This is a genomic window from Trichocoleus sp. FACHB-90 (assembly GCF_014695505.1).
Taxonomy (GTDB): domain Bacteria; phylum Cyanobacteriota; class Cyanobacteriia; order Cyanobacteriales; family FACHB-T130; genus Funiculus; species Funiculus sociatus.
In genome coordinates, this window is record NZ_JACJOK010000024.1 from 1 (window position 1) to 19,712 (window position 19,712).

Here is a 19,712-nt window from a genome sequence, read left to right on the forward strand (position 1 = left end):
GTTTCTGATTACTTTAGCCCGTCGTTTAGGCTGTCGCACTGTTCCCGATTGTATCCGCGATCTTGCCAATCAGGTTCACCAGGTTTTTCTCTGGCTAACATGAAACCACCCTGTTTCGCTTAAAGGGAAAGGGAGGTTAACAATTGTGAGGTATTGGCTTTGGCGTAACCGGTAGCTGGATCTACTGTCCAAACAAAACTACCCATAGAGGAATCATCAGCAGCATCAATCCTGTACTTACGACAATACTGCTGGCGATTAAATCTCGGTTAAGGTTGTACTCCTCTGCCAGGATCAGACCAGCAAATGCTGTAGGCATACCCGACATCAGCACCATTGCTAAGCGCGGTTCACCCGACAAGCCGCAAAGTGTTGTCACAATTCCGATCAGTGTTGGCAGAACCACTACTTTTAAAATGGCAGGTAGCACAGCCGTCTGAAAACTCTTCCATCCCTGAATCTGAGCCAGTCGCATACCCATCAGCACAAAGGCTCCAGAAATGACAAACCCTACAGAACTTTGTAGTCCTGATTCAATTGAGGAAGGCAGTTTAATTGAGTGAGTGACACATCCTGTTATGAAAGCCCACAGGGAAGGAACAGTTAAAACGTCTCGAATTTGAATCCACCAACTATTACCTACAGATAGTCGCCCAAAGTAGCTGGCTAAGAATACGCCTAGCCCGTAAGTCCCAAAGATGTTTTGAGTGACGCTGTAGAAGACAGCCAGACCAACAGCCTGAGTGCCAACCAGAGTGGGAGCGATCGCCAACCCCACAAAACTTGTATTTCCTAACATTGCCGCTAGGATAAAACTGCCCTGAGTAGACCGATCTAAATCAGGTAAAAAATATTTTTTACTTTCGCTTTCTGGTGCAACAAATTTTTTCCAAACCCGCAAACTCAGCCCTGCTAAAGTGAAGCCAAGTATTAAAGCTCCCACTGTAATACTTGGTGCCAGTCCAACATTTTGAGAAAAATTGGTGCGACGAACCAGCGCTAGAATTTCTAACGGCACCCCAACCCAGTAGAGAGTACGACCCAGAAACCAAGGCAAAGCGCTGGGAAGAAATCTAAATAAGATTAGGCCCAGCCCTGTCCACAGGATTAAAGGTGTATAAGCGTGAAGCAGGGTTTCCGTCATTAGTTATTAATCACGACTTAATAGCTAATGGTTTTTGAACAATTAGCCAGTTTCGCCTTAGCAGTTAACAATCCTTCAACGGACAAGTGACTATCTCAGCACAGTCATATCCTTAATCAGCCACTGACCATCTTTGCGTACCAAGTCATAACGGACACGCAGACTTTCATCGGAAGAATTGACTTTATTTTGCTCATCACCGTCTCGATAACTATCTACGGCTTCATTCACCTGTGCATCTACGCTGGCTTGATCTGGGTTGGTATTCCCTGTCTGAACAGATGTTACTTCGACCTTGTGCTGGTACTTCCGATAGGAGTTGCTGTTTTTGACGGTTTGGGCGTTCCTCTGCCAGCGAGACAAAGCTGGATCAACTAAGATTTGCTGTAACTTATCAACGTTATGCTCTGAACCGAAAGCATCTGCTTTACTTGATAGCCAAATCTGAATTACTTGTCGAGCAGTTTCCTCGTTTAGAGGGCCACTTGGAGCGATTAATTGACTACCAGGTTCCGGAATTGGTATAGGAGGTGCAGCCAGCTGTACCCAAGGTTGCTCTCCCTCTAATTGGGGTTCCGAGAAACTGCCGAGGGTTTTTTGTAGCCAATTGAAAGTAGCGATTAAGAGCATTAATAAAACTCCCGCGCCCAAGATTCCGGCAATTAAGAGTAAAATCAACCGTCCCGATTTTGGCGATCGCAACTTCGATGTTCTGCTGGCGCGACGAGTCGATAAATCTCCCCCACTTGGCGATGCTTTTGAGCTAGAATCGTTTCTGCGTAAGCGACTGGCGAACGTGGCGTTTCTGGCTTCTGCTTTGCCATTCTTGCGCCGCACTGAAGAATCGCCAACCAAGCCTATATCTTTCCCCTCGGTTTCCGGCGACGGTATAACTATTCGCTCTGCCGTCGGTAGAGGAGAAGCACCATTTGCCTGCGGACGATCGATTGTAGCAGTCATACTTGCCAGTCGAGAGGCAGTAGTAGGTTCCAAGGGAGGTGATACATAAGAATCTTCGGCATTTTCTCTTGTCTCTTCCCTCGAAGCTCCGTTATTGGAACTTTCTGCCCCCACAGGTTTCCGGAATCCTGGCGGATCGCTCACACTCCGTCCAGGTGGAGCAGCCGCATAAGATACCTGCTGAGTCGGCATTACCGCCCACTCATTTGTCACATCTTCTTCTACTGGCAACTCTTCTAAATAAGCCTGAACCTGGTCATCTGCAAAATAATCCTTCAAAGAAGCCCGCACTGAAGCCAAGTCTCGGAAGTGGGGGAACACTTCCGTTTGCAACCAGCGCTCTCCGTAGAGACACAATCCTGGTAATAAATCTGGCGCACCCTGAGAATGTTCTCGAATAAAGGCCAGAGGTTCGTACTCTTGGCTGAGTTCCAGAGCGCGACTGGCTTCTTCTGTTTGACCTAGTAGCAGCGCACACACTGCCTGTTCCAGATGCACATCCTGACGCTTGCCCAAACGCATCAGCATCTGCTTGGCTTGTCTAATCAGGGCGGGCTGTCGTTCGGCAAACCCCCGCCCTAATAGGGCATAAACTGCTAAATAAGTGGCAACTGCCGAGGGACGACGAGCTTCTGCTTCAAATAGGTTCTGCTGTTCAGATGCAGTTAAGTAACTACGCAGCTGCTGGATGAAGCGGAGAAAGTCATCAATACTTAGCCCAGATTGATCTTCGCCTGTGCCATCAATTCCGCCGCGTTCTTGCAGCATTTCTTGCAGATGCTGCAATCCTTTGCGGCGTTCGGCAACCTTTTCCTCACTAGCCGAGAGTAATTCCAAGATGCGATAGGGACGCAACTTATAGAGATCCGCTTGAATTTCACCTCTCACGCTGGCAAATAACCCCTCTCGCAACAGTAATTCTTGACCAGTTTCCAGAGATGTAGCAGCATTTTCATATTGACCTTGCTGCCATTGCTCTCTACCTAGTTCCAGACAAGCCAGCGCCAGAGTCAAAACAATATCTGGCTGCACCAGTTCCGGGTCGCCCAAACGACCTTTTTCCAAACTGATGCTGGCGCGGCTGAGAAAGGGTCGTCCCAACTTCAGCACCAGTTCGTATTCTCCCAGCTCTTGCAAAATCAGCAGCGCCCCAACAAACTGCTCGCTTTGAATTTCGACGCTGGGGGTATAGGGGTCAACATCAGCTTTTGCTGGTGCTTCGTTTATTTCGGTACGAGGCTCCACATTGCCAAGAAAGGTGGCATCGTAGGCGGCACGCTGTTCTGGATCGCAAAGAACAGTGTAAGCTTCGTCTAAAAGTTGTTTCCTGGCGGCGATCGTAATCTCGGAATACTCGCGCCGAGGAAGTTGCAGAGCGCGATCGCGATAAGCTTGCTGCAACTGTTCAGCTGTAGCCTGAATTGGCAGGCCCAGAATCCGGTAGTAATCGAGCGGAATTCTCACAGTCTACTTCCTCAGCCCCAAGCGACTAAATTAATATCTATAATCAAACATAAACTATAGAATAGTGCGATAATTATACCCCTTAGCTTCTATAGTAGAAGCGTATCTTGGTACATAAAAACCGCCCTTCAACCAATCAAGTTAAGTTTATCCCTAAAATCAATGGTTCAGGAACGCATTTTACCCGTCTTTGATACCGCTCAAACTCAAATCACCAAAGAGGAAGGATTGCTCCTTTACGAGGATATGGTCTTGGGGCGGTCGTTTGAGGACAAGTGCGCCGAGATGTACTACCGGGGCAAAATGTTCGGGTTTGTCCATCTATATAACGGTCAAGAGGCTGTGTCAACTGGTGTTATCCAGGCGATGCGTCCCGGTGAGGACTATGTTTCAAGCACCTATCGCGACCACGTTCACGCCTTGAGTGCTGGCGTTCCAGCAAAAGAGGTGATGGCTGAGTTATTCGGTAAAGCTACTGGTTGTAGCAAGGGGCGCGGCGGCTCGATGCATATGTTCTCATCGGAGCATAAGCTACTGGGAGGTTATGCCTTTGTTGCCGAAGGAATTCCTGTTGCTACTGGTGCGGCTTTTGCCAGCAAATACCGTCGCGAAGCCTTGGGCGATGCTAGTTCAGATCAAGTAACTGCTTGCTTTTTCGGCGATGGTGCTGCAAATAACGGGCAGTTTTTTGAATGTTTGAACATGGCAGCACTGTGGAAATTGCCGATTTTGTTTGTTGTGGAAAACAACAAGTGGGCAATTGGTATGGCGCACGACCGGGCGACCTCTGTACCAGAAATTTACAAGAAAGCTCATGCTTTTGGCATGGCGGGTGTCGAGGTTGATGGAATGGATGTGTTAGCGGTGCGGGCTGTTGCCAAAGAAGCAGTCGCTCGTGCGCGTGCTGGTGAAGGGCCAACCCTAATTGAAGCTCTCACCTACCGTTTTCGCGGTCACTCTCTCGCCGACCCCGACGAACTCCGTTCCAAAAATGAGAAGGAATTCTGGTTCGCCCGCGACCCAATTAAAAAGTTGGCGGCGCATCTCACAGAGCAAAACTTGGCAACTCAAGAAGAACTCAAAGAAATTGATCGGAAAATCCAAGCTGTCATCGACGATGCGGTTAAATTTGCCGAAAGTAGCCCCGAACCCGACCCCAGCGAGTTGTACCGCTACATTTTTGCCGAAGATTAACACGTGAGTTAACAACTTTAATTAAAAATAAGGTAGGCAATGCCTACCTTATTTTTTTCTAATAATTGCTGTTTTCACCTAATAGCCAATAATCATTAGATTGTCTTAATTAGTGCTAAAACAATATTTGTAAAAATTCTCACAAGAATCGAATACTGCGAGAAGAGATAGAATTTTCTATCAACTCTTTCAAAGCTGACCTATTCTCTTATTTGAACTTATCGGGGAGCCGCCAACCCAAGCTCAAAACTACCAATTTTCCTCAAAATAAATCAAAGGACTGTCTCGCACCTTCGATGGTGTATGTCTCCCCCCAAGCTTCCACCAAGTAAAATCCACCCTTGATATCGCCGCATTTAATCCAGTTGAAACTGACTTTAGCTCTTAGCCAAAACTTTAGTTCAGCGCCATCCGCGTATAGAGTAGCGAACCTAGAGCAAAAGTAATGGGAAAATATCGATACAATTAAGCGTGTTACGCCTTTCATGGGTTCTATGTCTACAATCTCCTCTGCTCCCTTTTCCCCTGAAGAAATCGCCGCTGAAGGTATAAAGCCGGAAGAATACACAGAAATTGTCCAGCGGTTAGGTCGTCATCCTAATAAAGCTGAGTTGGGAATGTTCGGTGTAATGTGGTCAGAACATTGCTGCTATAAGAACTCACGACCGCTATTAAAGCAATTTCCCACAGAAGGCGATCGCATTCTCGTGGGGCCAGGAGAAAATGCTGGTGTTGTAGACTTGGGCGACGGGCTGCAACTAGCGTTTAAAATAGAATCCCACAATCACCCCTCAGCTATTGAACCATTTCAAGGAGCAGCAACGGGAGTAGGTGGTATCCTCCGGGATATCTTTACAATGGGTGCGCGTCCCATTGCTTTGTTAAACTCTCTCCGCTTCGGTTCCCTAGAAGATGCCAAAACGCGACGACTCTTCAGCGGCGTGGTATCGGGAATCTCACATTATGGTAATTGTGTCGGAGTTCCCACAATTGGCGGCGAAGTTTACTTTGACCCAGCTTACAGCGAGAATCCCTTAGTCAATGTTATGGCTCTGGGGTTGATGGAAACTCCGGAAATTGTGATGTCTGGTGCTGCTGGAATAGGTAATCCGGTGCTTTATGTCGGTTCTACCACTGGACGCGATGGTATGGGAGGCGCGAGTTTTGCAAGTGCGGAACTCAGCGATGAATCGATGGATGACCGTCCAGCAGTGCAGGTGGGCGATCCTTTTTTAGAAAAATCCCTGATTGAAGCTTGTTTGGAGGCGTTCAAAACTGGCGCAGTGGTAGCAGCACAAGATATGGGCGCTGCTGGGATCACCTGTTCTACCTCAGAAATGGCAGCTAAAGGCGGCGTTGGGATTGAACTTGATTTAGATAAGATTCCAGTGCGGGAAACTGGGATGGTGCCTTATGAGTATCTCCTGTCAGAATCTCAAGAACGGATGCTGTTTGTATCTCACAAGGGACGGGAACAAGAGTTAATTGATATTTTCCACCGTTGGGGGTTGCAAGCTGTAGTCGCCGGAACAGTGATTGAGAAGCCGATTGTGCGGATTCTCTTCCGAGGTGAGGTAGCGGCTGAAATCCCAGCAACGGCATTGGCTGATAATACGCCAATTTATCATCGCGAGTTATTGACAGAAGCACCAGAGTATGTGCAGAAAGCTTGGAAGTGGACAAGCGAATCTTTGCCCACTTGCACACCAGATGGCATTGAAATCCAAGGCAACTTCAAAACTTGGAATGATATCTTGCTTCAGTTGTTGGATACACCTAGCATTGCCTCTAAGCGTTGGGTTTATCGCCAGTATGACCATCAAGTGCAGAATAATACTGTGATTGTGCCTGGTGGTGCTGATGCAGCAGTGGTGCGAGTGCGCCCGGTGGAAGCTAACAAAGGGAGCAATATAGGTGTTGCTGCAACGGTAGATTGTAATGCCCGTTATGTGTATCTCGACCCCTACGAAGGCGCTAAGGCAGTGGTGGCGGAAGCTGCCCGTAATCTTAGCTGTGTGGGAGCAGAACCGCTGGCGGTAACAGATAATCTGAATTTCCCTAGTCCCGAAAAGCCGATAGGTTACTGGCAATTGGCGGAAGCTTGTCGGGGAATAGCAGAAGCTTGTCGGGAGTTGCAAACGCCTGTCACTGGCGGCAACGTGTCTCTTTACAATGAAACTTTGGATAGCCAGGGCAAACCTAAGCCTATTTACCCGACTCCGGTTGTGGGGATGGTGGGGTTGATTCCGGATATTACCCATATATGTGGGCAAGGTTGGCAAGAGTCGGGAGATTTAATTTATATTATCGGACGGCGTTTGGATTCATCAGAGAGTGTAATGCTGGGCGGTTCGGAGTATTTGGCGACAGTTCACGGTATTGTTGCTGGAAAACCACCAGTAGTAGATTTTGAGTTGGAACGTAGGGTGCAAGCTGCTTGTCGCGAGGGAATTCGTCGCGGTTGGGTTCGTTCGGCGCATGATTCTGCTGAGGGAGGGGTGGCGATCGCTCTCTCGGAATCCTGCATTACCAGCAATCTAGGAGCCGAGATTAATCTTACTTCGGAATATTCCTTACGTTGGGATGAAATTCTTTTTGGCGAAGGGGGAGCAAGAATTTTAATCTCTGTATCGCAACAACAGCAAGCAATTTGGGAATCCTATTTACAGGAGCATCTGGAAGATAACTGGCAACAACTTGGTCAGGTTGGAAATCCATACTCCTCTTTACGGGTTTTTACGACCTCAAGCCAAACCTTAATAGAAGTTAGCATGAAAGATATGAGCGATCGCACTCACAATGCTATTCAACGCCGTCTGGCAATCTAACACAAGTTGTCCTTTGCTTACTTCGATGCACCGCTCACCTGATAACTATAGTTATAGGTGAGCGACATTAGGTTAAGGTTATGCGATTATTAAGGATTATTAAGCCTGGTTAGTCTTTCTGTGCTGCAATTAGGAGCCAACTTCTCAAATGATTCCCAACCATCCCCTCGATAGTAATGCTTATCCCGCCCAGTCGGACTCAGATAGACAGCGCCCGGATAAGCCAGAGGAAGCCTGTGGTGTTTTTGGCGTATACGCACCCGGACAAGATGTTGCCAAATTGACCTACTTTGGTCTATACGCCTTACAACACCGAGGACAGGAATCGGCAGGAATTGCCACATTTGAAGGCAACCAGGTGCATCTACACAAAGAAATGGGATTGGTGTCCCAGGTATTTAATGAAACAATCTTGAATCAATTGCCTGGAGATTTGGCGGTTGGTCATACTCGTTATTCCACCACTGGCTCTAGTCGCGTCGTGAACGCTCAGCCTGCGGTTGTGGAAACTCGCTTAGGAAAACTAGCTCTTGCACATAATGGTAATTTAGTCAATACAACTCAACTGCGCGAAGAGTTGTTGCGGCGTAAATGGGACTTAATTACCACAACAGATTCAGAAGCGATCGCTTTGTCTATTGCCACAGAAATTAATGGCGGCAAAGACTGGTTAGAAGGAGCCATCTGCGCCTTTCGCCAGTGCGAAGGCGCTTTTAGTCTAGCAATCGGGACACCAGATGGCTTGATGGGGGTACGCGATCCTAATGGCATTCGCCCCCTGGTAATTGGCAGCATGGGTACCAGCCCCCAACGTTACGTACTTGCTTCTGAGACTTGTGGGTTAGATATTATTGGTGCGGAATACGTGCGGGATGTTGAACCGGGCGAATTAGTTTGGATCACCGAAGAAGGCTTAGCTTCATTTTTCTGGGCGGAACAACCCAAGCGGAAGCTGTGCATCTTTGAAATGATTTACTTTGCCCGCCCTGATAGCATTATGCACGACGAAACGCTGTATAGCTACCGTCTGCGGCTCGGTCGTCAGCTGGCAAAAGAATCCCCCGCTGATGTCGATGTAATCATTGGCGTACCAGATTCCGGCATTCCAGCTGCCATTGGCTTTTCCCAAGCATCAGGCATTCCCTACGCCGAGGGTTTGATTAAGAATCGTTACGTTGGACGCACTTTCATCCAGCCGACTCAGACAATGCGCGAGTCTGGCATCAAGATGAAGCTTAACCCTCTTAAAGATGTCCTAACTGGTAAACGAATCATAATTGTTGATGACTCCATCGTGCGGGGAACCACCAGCCGCAAACTTGTTAAAGCCCTCCGAGATGCTGGTGCGACTGAAGTTCATATGCGAATTTCTTCCCCGCCAGTAACTCACCCCTGTTTCTACGGCATTGACACCGACAACCAGGATCAGCTGATTGCTGCAACAAAGTCAGTAGCAGAAATTGCCGAACAAATTGGGGTAGACTCACTGGCTTATCTCAGCCGGGATGGAATGCTGAAAACGACAGGCGAAGATACTAATAGCTTCTGTTCTGCTTGCTTCACTGGTGACTATCCGATAACCGTTCCGGAGCAAGTAAAGCGTTCTAAGTTGATGCTGGAAAAATCTGCCAGTTGTTAATCATTAGTCATTAGTCATTTTTTACTGATGACTAATGACTATTAATTAAATGGGCTGCGACAATCCCAAGTATTTCGTCAAATAAGGGGAAAAAACTTCGTAAATTAGGGTTAAGGGCTTTCCGTGGTGCCAAAATAGGTAATGGCGACCCCAAAACGGCCCCGCTTGTTCAAAAGCAGACTCTAACGCAGGTGATTGACCGCAATAAATCCCTTGGACATCCCGATACAACTCAGTCCGCAACCGCGCCAGACTTGCCCAAATTGGCAAAGACCGATTTTGTAAATATTCATCTACATGGCTGGCTTCCCACCAGGAGGTAGCATAAGCCAATCGTTGCCCGGAAGCGGTACGCAGCCACACTTGCCGCCGCAACCTTGGCCCCGGAACCGCTTGGATTTGGTCTGGTGCGCCATCGGCATCCATGCCAACTAGGGACATATCAATTACGTCAACTTCTGTTGGTTCGCCAGTCAGAAGTTGTAGGTGCCGGGTAGGAGATCCGTCGCCCAGCAAAAGCATTTGCCATGCTGGTGCTAGCTGAGTGTGGGGCAATCCTTGCTGCACTACTTCTTCCCCACCCTGCCAAATCGGGTTTAGAGAGTACCAACCTGTCGGCAGCGCAACACTATTTGTAGGTCTAACAGTAGAAGTCAATTTTATTTACAAAACTTCATTATCTATATGAAATGATACAGAATTCTGCTCAGGAGCGCATCCCCATAAAAATTATGAGTGCTGAGTTTAATCAAAACTCAACACTCAACAGTCACAAATAATGCGGATGGCGAGACTCGAACTCGCAAGGCAAAGCCACACGCCCCTCAAACGTGCGCGTATACCAATTCCGCCACATCCGCTCGGAGATTTACCTATAGTAGCATCTTCTATGCTAATTTCATTCTTCTTAGAGCAAAGGAGAGTTTTACGCCCAAGAATGCAAAGTTAAAGAAGCGATCGCTATATTCTACTGAGATTAAAGGCGACATCCTGAAATAATTAGGATCGTAGGTTATGAAGCTCTCCCCATTTCTATAAAAAGTTAGAAGATGCGTTTTTCCAAAATTTTGATTGCCAACCGAGGGGAAATTGCTCTCCGTATTCTCCGTACCTGTGAAGAGATGGGGATTGCTACTGTTGCGGTTCACTCAACGATTGACCGCCACGCCCTCCATGTCCAGTTGGCGGACGAAGCCGTTTGCATTGGCGAACCCGCCAGTAGCAAAAGTTATCTGAATATTCCCAATATCATTGCGGCGGCTTTAACGCGCAATGCGATCGCGATTCACCCAGGCTACGGTTTTTTGGCAGAAAACGCCAGATTTGCCGAAATTTGTGCCGCCCATCAGATTTCTTTCATCGGCCCTACGCCGGAAGCAATTCGGGCAATGGGCGATAAATCCACCGCCAAAGAAACTATGATTCGGGCTGGGGTTCCCACTGTACCGGGAAGTGATGGACTGTTGCTTTCGGAAAAAGAAGCACTAGCGATCGCCGATAAAATTGGATATCCGGTTATGATCAAAGCCACCGCTGGAGGTGGCGGACGAGGAATGCGCCTGGTACGCGAACAAAGCGAACTTGTCAAACTCTTCCTAGCTGCACAGGGAGAAGCGGAAGCAGCGTTTGGCAATGCAGGTGTCTATATGGAAAAATTTATTGAGCGTCCTCGCCACATTGAATTTCAAATTTTAGCCGATAGCCACGGTAACGTCATTCACCTGGGGGAACGCGACTGCTCCATCCAACGCCGCCATCAGAAGTTATTGGAAGAAGCTCCTAGCCCAGTTCTAGACCAACAAATGCGCGAAAAAATGGGTAATGCGGCTGTTATGGCTGCTAAGTCTATTAACTACACCGGAGCTGGTACAGTAGAGTTCCTTCTCGCGCCTTCCGGGGAATTTTACTTCATGGAAATGAATACCCGGATTCAAGTCGAACATCCAGTTACCGAAATGATTACGGGATTAGACTTGATTGCAGAACAAATTCGCATTGCTCAGGGTGAGAAATTGCAGCTTACCCAAGACCAGGTAGTTCTCCGGGGTCATTCTATCGAATGCCGGATTAACGCGGAAGACCCGGATCACAATTTCCGCCCTCATCCGGGGCGGATCAGTGGTTACTTACCTCCCGGTGGCCCTGGTGTGCGGATGGATTCCCACGTCTATACTGATTATGAAATTCCGGCCTATTATGACTCGCTGATTGGTAAGTTAATTGTTTGGGGAAGCGATCGCCCGACAGCCATTAAGCGCATGAAGCGGGCTTTGCGGGAGTGCGCCATCACAGGTCTGCCAACAACTATCGCCTTCCATCAAAAAATTATGGAAACCCCAGAGTTTTTAGAGGGAGAGGTTTACACCAATTTTGTTGAGCAGTTAATGCAGAGGCAATAAATAACATTAGTAGTAGTAGGGTGGGCAAAAAGCCCACTCTACTCTAGACCTAATGCAGCATTGTAAGTAGCCCCTGTTGCCCCAAGAATATTTCTCGGATCAGGCTAAAAATCCCCACCCATATAATCGGGGTAATATCTACTCCCCCAATCGGCGGTACAATTTTACGCAACGGCACTAAAAAAGGTTCCGTAGGCCAAGCAATCAAATTGAAGGGAAGGCGATTCAAGTCTACCTGGGGATACCAGGTAAGGACAATCCGGAAGATAAACAAAAAGGTCATTAAGCCCACAAGCGGGCCAAGTATCCAGCTAGCAAGCGTGACAGCGTCCATTGGCTCTTAATCTTTGGAAATTTCCGACGGTAAAAATTTCTATCTTGTTAGCTACCTGTCGTGCAATCGGTACGACAAGACAGATAATTTAAACTTTTGTAACTAAGTCTCTCATTATTCTAACGCAGCACTGCCCTCTGGTGCTGCGTTAGATTCCCAAAGGGCTGTAAACGACCTTCAAGAAAATCAAGTGACCAAAAGGGTTCTCAAGGTCATAACATATCGTTAAAATTGATCAAAAGAAATCGTTGTAAAAGAGAGCGAAGAATAATGACACCTTCATTAGCGAATTTTTTGTACAGTCTGCTCTGGGGTGCTGTAATTGTGGTTATTCCGGCAACAGTAGCCCTGATCTTTATTAGCCAAAAGGATAAAATTCAACGTTCCTAGCTTTTGGGAGCAACCTGAAACCTCAGTTTAGCGAAAATTATTATTGTAGAGAGGCTTTTTGGAAAGTCTCTCTACATATAAAAAAACTGAGATGTTATATGTTAAAGGGAAGCTAATGCTGCCCTTGGAGACAAGTTAATCTCTGCGCGATCGCTCTCCTGCTGACCCAGGATACTAAAAATTAGAATTCCCAACCCGCGTAGCAATTTTTTCGGTGAACTAGCTAACATAGATTTGTCTTGGGAAAACACCAATGGTAAACTTCGGGCTTAATTCAGCCAGTATTCTGGGTATTTTTCTGGCAGTGGCAGGAGCAGCACTGTACTTCCTGCGCTCCGTGCGCCCAGAGCTAGCGCGAGACCACGATATCTTTTTTGCAGCCGTCGGTCTGTTATGCGGCTTTATTCTCCTGTTTCAGGGATGGCGACTAGATCCGATTTTGCAATTCGGTCAGTTTCTGTTGACTGGCTCAGCCATCTTCTTCGGATTTGAAAGCGTTCGGATGCGGGGAATAGCTACGGAGCAAGCAAAGCGGGATACGCCGATTGTGGAAGACGATCGACCAGTTAGCCGCGTGTATAGAGCCGAGTTCGATGAAATCGAACCGATGGAAGAGCGACCTGTAACTCGCCGCATCAGAGGAACGCAAGATTCTCGCAGCAGCCGCGAAACCTATGAGGATGAACCGCGTCGTCGTCCCAGCAGCCGGGGAACGCAAAGACCGAGTTCAACAGAGCGAGCTAGTGAAACCGGAACTGGAATATCGTCCAGAACGCGCAAAACGCCGCGTCGTCCCCGTCCAGAAAGTCGCCCAACCGAACAGCCTAGTGGTTGGGAAGTGACAGACACCTGGGAGGACAAGCCAAGTCGTCCTAGCCGTCCAGAAGGTCGTCCGACAGAAAGGATTGATGATTGGCAAGCAACAGATACTTGGGAAGAAGATAAACCAATCCGTACCAGTCGTCCGGAAAGTCGTCCGACAGAAGAAACTGATGATTGGCAATCAACAGATACCTGGGAAGAAGATAAACCAATCCGTACCAGTCGTCCCAGCTCAACGCGATCGCCACGTCGCGATCCTGAGAGTTCAACTAAGCCAAAAAGAACTCGTCCGCCAAGAGAATCATCACGACCGCCTTCTGGCGATGTAGAAGCGACACCAACTGACTATGTGGAATACAAACCCATAGACTTTCCGGATGATGAAGGCGACAACTCAGGAAACTTTGCCTAAGAATGACTTAGTAAGGGCGATCGCTAGTAGATCGCCCAAATTCCTGAGAATATTCCCGTGTGACTACATTTGCCAGCAACTAGGCAAAGTTCAAGTGAAAAGATTGATGTGCCGCCTGAAAATCCATACCTGGGTAAGGCGGGGTATTTGGTTAAGTATGCCTTTGTTAGCGGTAGCCTGTAGCCCAGTCAATCGCACGCTAACGCCAGTTACCCTCAACAGTCGTTATACAGATGAGCAACCGACATTAAGTGGCAATGGTCGGTTTCTGGCGTTTGTGTCTAACCGCGATGGTGGGCGGCAAATTTGGATGTACGACTTGCAAGTTCGGCAATTTATAGATTTGCCGAACTTGAATAAAAGGGATGCGATCGCAGAAAATCCCAGCCTCAGCCATAACGGTCGTTATATAGCCTACATTGCCAGCGATCAAGGTCGCCCGGAACTAGAACTCTACGACCGCAGCACCAGATCGTCACAAATCTTATCCATTGGCTATCGCAGCTGGGTAAGAAATCCTAGTATTAGTCCAGATGGTCGCTACATTGCCTTTGAAAGTAGCAGTCGCGGTCAGTGGGACGTTGAGGTGCTAGACCGGGGATCTAATATTGAATTAGATATCCCCGATGGCAGCCCATCTACCTCGCCTTGACACATTCACCCGGCGATTAAAATCGTGGCTATATAAAACTAAGTCCGGATGGCGCGCGGACTTAAATTAAGACTTGTGAAACCTTTGTAGGTAGGTTTCCTTTGTGTAGCGGCGACTGGAAGTCGCTATGTGCAAAATGTCAATGAAATGTTGCATTTTTATATCAGCAATTATCACCTTACCAGGTTTGCTGAGCAGCTGTAGTGGCTCAGGTCGTTTGATGAGCTTTCCTTTCGATTCAGCAGGGCGAAGTTTAAATAGTCCGGCTTCAGAGTTAACACCCCAAGTTGCCAGTCGCTACATTGTCTTTATTTCCGATCGGCGTAGCACTCAGGACGTTTATCTTTTTGATACGGTGGATCGGCGTTTGATTGATTTACCGGGTTTAAATGCCTTGGATGCGATCGCTTCCCACCCCTCTATATCTGCTGACGGCCGTTACATTGTTTTTGCTGCCAGTCGTCAAGGTCGTTCGGGAATCTACCTCTACGATCGCGACACTCGGCAGCTACGCAATCTTACAGAAAACTTACAAGCAGAAGTGCGAAACCCTACAATTAGCGCCGATGGCGGTATTATCGCCTTTGAATCTAGTGAAAATGGTCAGTGGGATATTGCAGTTTACGGCCGTTCTGGGGAACCCCTGATTCCACCATCTCCATGATGATGCAGGACTTAGGCAAATACCTCCGACGAATAAACTCGCCCGCTAGACCAACGAAATCGCGACTAGCAGGTTTAGAAAATGTGAATATATTTATAGCCTGCCCAGGCAGGCTTTGTTTGTTCGCCTTTGGTAGTCGTTCGCTACTTTGGTTAATAATTTTGTTAGGCTTAAGCTTGACTGGTTGCCTTGACACCCAGCTATTCAACCAGCCGCAAATACTCACGGGTGGCATTAACAGCCAAACGCCAGATGAACATCCCGCCTACAGCAGCGACGGGCGTTATCTTGCTTTTGCCTCTGACCGCAATAACAATCGAGACATCTTTCTCTACGACTTGCAGGAACGCCGTCTCGTTTCTATCCCAAATCTAAATCGCCGCGACTCCAGACAGGATCAACCTGCTCTTAGCGCTGATGGTAGATTTATCGCCTATGTTTCTAGCGAACGAGGTAAAACTGATATCTTTGTTTACGATCGCCAAATCCAAAGATCGCGATTGCTCACCAGCAACATCCGAGGGTCAGTGCGCCATCCCACCATCACCGGAGATGGGCGTTATGTGGCTTTTGAAAGTAGTCAGTTGGGTCAATGGCATATTGCGATTGTCGATCGGGGTACTCAGGCGGCATCCGGATTTCAACAACAATAGAAGATGATTGAAATAAACCAGAAGCCGCTAGCGATACACGCGATCGCTATCAAATATGTTAGAACAATCAAAAAAGCTTAAAAAAACTAACGAATGAGTACCAAACTCCTGCGTAATGCAACTTCGGGAATCGTCGCTGCCGCAGTTGCCATTGGTGCTAATGCGATGGAAGCGATCGCTCCCTTTGACTTTATTGCCCCAAATAGCGCCTTTGCTCAAGACGTTGACGAAAGAACTAATATTCAGGTTTATAAAAAAGCCAGTCCCGCTGTAGTTTCCATTGATGCGGGTGATGGCACTGGCAGCGGCAGCATCATTAGCCGAGACGGCTTGGTTTTAACCAATGCCCACGTCGTGGCACAAGCTCGTCGTCGCACCTTGAACATCATTCTTGCAGATGGTAGGAGACTTCCAGCAGATATTGTTGCTTTTGGTAACAATGGTCTAGATTTAGCCGTTCTAAAAATTCGCGGACAGAATAATCTGCCTACAGTCGCCTTAGCTCGTCCCGGCTCAGTCCAGGTAGGACAACGAGCGTATGCTATTGGTAATCCCTTTGGGCAATTTCAGGGAACCTTCACTGTCGGGATTGTCAGCCGCATCGACAAACAGCGAGGATTAATTCAAACAGATGCAGCCATAAATCCTGGTAATTCCGGAGGGCCACTCCTGAATAGTCAGGGACAGCTGATTGGAGTGAATACTGCTATTTTCACTAGCGGTCGGACTGCTGGCAACATTGGCATTGGTTTTGCTATTCCTGTAGACCAAGTGCAACCTTTTCTGGCCGCAGTTCGCCAAGGACGCGCCTCCACTACTTCAACTCGCCAACGACCAACTTCCCCTGTTAAACAGCCTCAGCAGATTTCATTAAATGGTACTTTCGTCAATGCTGCACTCAGTAAAGGTGACAATGTTTTACCAGTAGATAACAGCTTTTTTGATCTCTACATTTTTCAGGGAAGGGCTGGAGCGCGGATTAGGATTGACATGATCAGCCAGCAGCTAGACTCATACTTGATTCTCCTCGACCCTAATGGCAATGAGCTTGCTCAGGACGATGATGGCGGCGGAAACCAAAATGCTACTATTATGGCGACACTGCCAGCAAATGGTACTTACTTGGTGATTGCCAATTCCTCTGGGGGAGGGGAAGCTGGGGCTTATCGCTTACGAGCCTTAGCCGCTTCCGGTAGGTCTTATCAGCCCCCTGTCCGGCGACGGGGAATTATCATTATCCCCTAAAGCGTTGATTTAATATTAAGATATTAAAAATTAAAAATATCAAACTAAAGGGGATAAATTTATTTTATTGCCCTATTTTTTTTGAGTATACTACGCGATCCTTCCTTAGAATTTTGTCCCCTAGTATTCTCTATATAGGCACAACATTTTACCCGCTTGGTGTAAAAATTTTGAATTTTAAGTATTGTTTTTTGTTTTTTACTATAAGTTCCGTTGTATTACTTTTATGATCAAGCCTTATATTTTAACAAAACCGGAAAAAAATAATCATAAAACAAGTTCTATCTGAAGAATGATTTTTTATAAGAAAAGGATTAATCTAATAGTAGACGATGGGTTAAAGAGTAAGCGATCGCATCTTTTATGGAGGATTTTTTAAATACGCTTTAGTGAATAAACTATGTAAATAGGTAAATAGCCTATTCGAGGGGGAGGGAAATGAATTTAGCCCCTTTACCTTGCTGATATACATAGTTATTTATGTAAAGAAAGCCGACCATTTGATTACATTTCGATTAATTTCAAAAATAAGGTACTCAATGGCTCAAAATAAGGGAAATTTGGGGCTGTTTTCCTCTGGCTTGGTAGGAAAAGCCCGTCGTTTTAAAGTCTTCATCAGTTTCCGGTTTCAAGCAACGCGCTGGGACAGCATTTGGGGCAAAACCAGGGTAAGCGCCAGATTAAGTTGCTTGAATTGTAGAAATTGAAACAAGGCCAAGAAAATGAGTACCATCGAAGCAAAATTTGAAGCAAATGAAACTGAATTTCGCGTAGAAGGCTACGAAAAAATCGAGTTCAGTTTTACGTTAATAGACCAAGTATTCGATGTAAAGAATGCGGAACTAGCCGAGAGTTATAAGAGCTTCGGGCGAACTCTTGCGGTTGTAGACCATAACGTAAATCAGCTTTACGGTTCCCAAATCGAAGAATACTTTAAACACTACAACATCGATTTGACAATATTTCCTGTAGTAATTAAGGAAAACGACAAAACAGTAGATACGTTTTTGTCGATCGTCGATGCTTTTTCGCAATTTGATTTAGTTCGCAAAGAGCCAGTTTTGGTTGTAGGTGGGGGATTAGTTTCAGATGTTGTCGGCTTTGCTTGCGCGGCTTACCGTCGCAGCACGAATTACATCCGCATCCCGACAACTTTGATTGGTTTAATTGATGCGGGGATAGCAATTAAAGTAGCGGTAAATCATGGAAAACTGAAAAACCGTTTGGGTGCTTACCACGCGCCAAAAAAAGTGTTTTTGGATTTCTCTTTTTTACAAACGCTTCCGACAGACCAAATACGGAATGGAATGGCAGAATTGGTGAAAATTGCCGTTGTCGCCAACGCCGAAGTATTTGAGTTGCTGTATGAGTATGGAGAAGATTTACTATACACGCACTTCGGCTACGTTGATGGCAGTCCAAAGCTGAAAGAAGTCTCCAAAAAGCTGAATTATGAAGCGATAAAGACGATGCTAGAGTTGGAAACGCCCAACTTGCATGAGTTGATGTTGGATCGGGTAATTGCCTACGGACACACCTGGAGTCCTACACTAGAATTAGCTCCGTCAGTGCCGCTGTTGCACGGTCATGCAGTTAATATTGACATGGCACTGTCAGCGACAATTGCCGAACAACGCGGCTATATTTCAACGGAAGATCGCGATCGCATCCTCGGTTTGATGAGTCGCATCGGTCTTTCCCTAGATCATCCCATGCTCGATAGCGATCTGGCGTGGTATGCAACCAAGTCTATCACCCTGACGCGAGACGGTTTGCTCAGAGCCGCGATGCCAAAACCTATTGGCGAATGCGTCTTCGTCAACGACCTTACTAGAGAAGAACTAGACGCAGCACTCATCGAACACAAGCGTATTTGCGCCACCTACCCGCGTGCAGGTGCAGGAATAGATGCTTACATTAGCAGTGTAGAATCAGAAATCGATGGCTACCTGACCAACGACGAACAAAGTTACATCGAAAGCGTCGCGCAGAACTTGGTCGGGAGTGCAAACAATGTCTAGCTTGAACGAGTTAAAAGCTCGTCCGGTCACGCCGCTGGGTATTGCTGTAGAATACCTGGAAACCGCCATGCGTTATTTGGTTTCAAATGCAAGCGTATCATCTCAGGTGACAGAAAACCTGGAAAAAGCGCTGCGTTTGGTGGCAGGATTAGATCCGTACCTGGAACACTGTACCAACCTTGAGTCAGAAGCGCTAGAAGCGATCGCTGATGCTACCCGCCAAGAGCATTGGAACAAGAAATTTTCCGACGGTTCTACAGTGCGTGCTTTGGAACAAGAAATGCTTTCCGGACACGTCGAAGGACAAACGCTGAAAATGTTTGTCCGCATGACACGAGCCAAAAATGTCTTGGACATCGGGATGTTTACAGGTTACTCAGCACTGGCGATGGCGGAAGCTTTGCCGAGTGATGGACGTTTGGTGGCGTGCGAGGTAGATGCTTATGTAGCTAACTTTGCACAGTCTTTGTTTCGCAAATCCCCCCACGGCGATAAAATTCATGTGGAATTGGGGTCAGCCTTGGAGACGCTTGGCAAGTTAGCTGCTGCTGGCGAGTCCTTCGACTTCGCATTCATCGATGCAGATAAGAAGGAATACGTGCAGTATTACCAAATGCTGCTGGACTTTAACTTGCTTTCTCCCGACGGGTTTATTTGCGTTGATAACACCTTATTGCAAGGACAGCCTTATCTTCCGGCGCAAGAACGTTCGGCAAATGGAGATGCGATCGCTATCTTCAACGATATCGTCAAGAACGATCCTCGCGTTGAGCAGGTATTGTTGCCTTTGCGCGACGGTTTGACCATCATCAGACGGCTACCAGCGGCCTAACGACTAAAGTCGCGGCTTTTGCATACAAAGACCGGATGCTGCGCGGTCTTTAAAGGCCA

16 protein-coding genes, 1 tRNA gene and 1 pseudogene are annotated in these 19,712 nt (G+C 47.1%); 12 read left to right on the forward strand and 6 right to left on the reverse strand.

Translation table 11 applies throughout. From position 1 onward, the window contains the following. Window positions 1–181: 181 nt before the first annotated feature. Window positions 182–1,144: an AEC family transporter gene (locus H6F74_RS07485; protein WP_190438493.1), complete on the reverse strand. Its 963-nt coding sequence runs from the start codon at window positions 1,142–1,144 to the stop codon at window positions 182–184. A 90-nt stretch (window positions 1,145–1,234) separates the two neighbouring features. Further along, window positions 1,235–3,568, reverse strand: coding sequence for an IMS domain-containing protein (locus H6F74_RS30900; protein ID WP_190438495.1), 2,334 nt, complete (start codon window positions 3,566–3,568; stop codon window positions 1,235–1,237). A 162-nt stretch (window positions 3,569–3,730) separates the two neighbouring features. Here H6F74_RS30900 and pdhA point away from each other — a divergent pair, with 162 nt between their 5' ends. The 3 genes from pdhA (at window position 3,731) to purF (ending at window position 9,229) form a co-directional block, all read left to right on the forward strand. Next, window positions 3,731–4,762 carry a pyruvate dehydrogenase (acetyl-transferring) E1 component subunit alpha gene (gene pdhA / locus H6F74_RS07495; protein ID WP_190438498.1) on the forward strand — a complete coding sequence of 344 codons (1,032 nt, stop codon included), beginning with the start codon at window positions 3,731–3,733 and terminating at the stop codon, window positions 4,760–4,762. A 494-nt stretch (window positions 4,763–5,256) separates the two neighbouring features. After that, the gene (gene purL / locus H6F74_RS07500; protein WP_190438501.1) at window positions 5,257–7,590 is read left to right on the forward strand and encodes a phosphoribosylformylglycinamidine synthase subunit PurL; all 2,334 of its coding nucleotides are present in this window, start codon (window positions 5,257–5,259) and stop codon (window positions 7,588–7,590) included. 148 nt (window positions 7,591–7,738) lie between these two features. Continuing rightward, a complete protein-coding gene (gene purF / locus H6F74_RS07505) occupies window positions 7,739–9,229 on the forward strand; it encodes an amidophosphoribosyltransferase (protein WP_190438504.1) in 1,491 nt (496 codons plus the stop codon). Window positions 9,230–9,274: 45 nt separating this feature from the next. Here the strand turns inward: purF and H6F74_RS07510 are convergent, their stop codons facing one another. Further along, window positions 9,275–9,886, reverse strand: a complete 612-nt coding sequence (locus tag H6F74_RS07510) for a chorismate lyase (protein ID WP_190438507.1) — start codon at window positions 9,884–9,886, stop codon at window positions 9,275–9,277. A 122-nt stretch (window positions 9,887–10,008) separates the two neighbouring features. Further along, window positions 10,009–10,089 (reverse strand) — tRNA-Leu (locus tag H6F74_RS07515). A 189-nt stretch (window positions 10,090–10,278) separates the two neighbouring features. On the opposite strand from H6F74_RS07515, the gene accC reads away from it, so the two are divergent. After that, window positions 10,279–11,628 carry an acetyl-CoA carboxylase biotin carboxylase subunit gene (accC, locus tag H6F74_RS07520; protein WP_190422905.1) on the forward strand — a complete coding sequence of 450 codons (1,350 nt, stop codon included), beginning with the start codon at window positions 10,279–10,281 and terminating at the stop codon, window positions 11,626–11,628. A 49-nt stretch (window positions 11,629–11,677) separates the two neighbouring features. On the opposite strand, the gene H6F74_RS07525 is transcribed toward accC, so the two are convergent. Then, a complete protein-coding gene (locus H6F74_RS07525; RefSeq protein ID WP_190438510.1) occupies window positions 11,678–11,962 on the reverse strand; it encodes a YggT family protein in 285 nt (94 codons plus the stop codon). 270 nt (window positions 11,963–12,232) lie between these two features. On the opposite strand from H6F74_RS07525, the gene H6F74_RS07530 reads away from it, so the two are divergent. Then, window positions 12,233–12,352 carry a photosystem II reaction center X protein gene (locus tag H6F74_RS07530; protein WP_190410189.1) on the forward strand — a complete coding sequence of 40 codons (120 nt, stop codon included), beginning with the start codon at window positions 12,233–12,235 and terminating at the stop codon, window positions 12,350–12,352. 101 nt (window positions 12,353–12,453) lie between these two features. On the opposite strand, the gene H6F74_RS30435 is transcribed toward H6F74_RS07530, so the two are convergent. Beyond that, complete coding sequence (locus H6F74_RS30435; protein ID WP_277875773.1) at window positions 12,454–12,582, reverse strand: hypothetical protein; 129 nt, start codon at window positions 12,580–12,582, stop codon at window positions 12,454–12,456. Window positions 12,583–12,605: 23 nt separating this feature from the next. On the opposite strand from H6F74_RS30435, the gene H6F74_RS07535 reads away from it, so the two are divergent. From H6F74_RS07535 to H6F74_RS07565, 7 genes and pseudogenes are all read left to right on the forward strand, one after another. Then, a complete protein-coding gene (locus H6F74_RS07535) occupies window positions 12,606–13,586 on the forward strand; it encodes a Ycf66 family protein (RefSeq protein WP_190438513.1) in 981 nt (326 codons plus the stop codon). Window positions 13,587–13,743: 157 nt separating this feature from the next. Continuing rightward, window positions 13,744–14,238 (forward strand): biopolymer transporter Tol, encoded by a 495-nt coding sequence (locus H6F74_RS07540; protein WP_347269486.1) that lies wholly within the window; start codon window positions 13,744–13,746, stop codon window positions 14,236–14,238. A gap of 142 nt (window positions 14,239–14,380) precedes the next feature. After that, window positions 14,381–14,902, forward strand: a complete 522-nt coding sequence (locus H6F74_RS07545; protein ID WP_190438514.1) for a PD40 domain-containing protein — start codon at window positions 14,381–14,383, stop codon at window positions 14,900–14,902. A gap of 155 nt (window positions 14,903–15,057) precedes the next feature. Next, window positions 15,058–15,555, forward strand: coding sequence for a biopolymer transporter (locus H6F74_RS07550; protein ID WP_347269487.1), 498 nt, complete (start codon window positions 15,058–15,060; stop codon window positions 15,553–15,555). A 93-nt stretch (window positions 15,556–15,648) separates the two neighbouring features. After that, window positions 15,649–16,740: pseudogene (locus H6F74_RS07555) on the forward strand (trypsin-like peptidase domain-containing protein); the annotation flags it as partial. Between the two features lie 782 nt (window positions 16,741–17,522). Next, window positions 17,523–18,821, forward strand: a complete 1,299-nt coding sequence (locus H6F74_RS07560; protein WP_190438518.1) for a sedoheptulose 7-phosphate cyclase — start codon at window positions 17,523–17,525, stop codon at window positions 18,819–18,821. Continuing rightward, complete coding sequence (locus tag H6F74_RS07565) at window positions 18,814–19,653, forward strand: class I SAM-dependent methyltransferase (protein ID WP_190438520.1); 840 nt, start codon at window positions 18,814–18,816, stop codon at window positions 19,651–19,653. The genes H6F74_RS07560 and H6F74_RS07565 overlap by 8 nt, the downstream gene beginning before the upstream one ends. Window positions 19,654–19,712 lie beyond the last annotated feature (59 nt).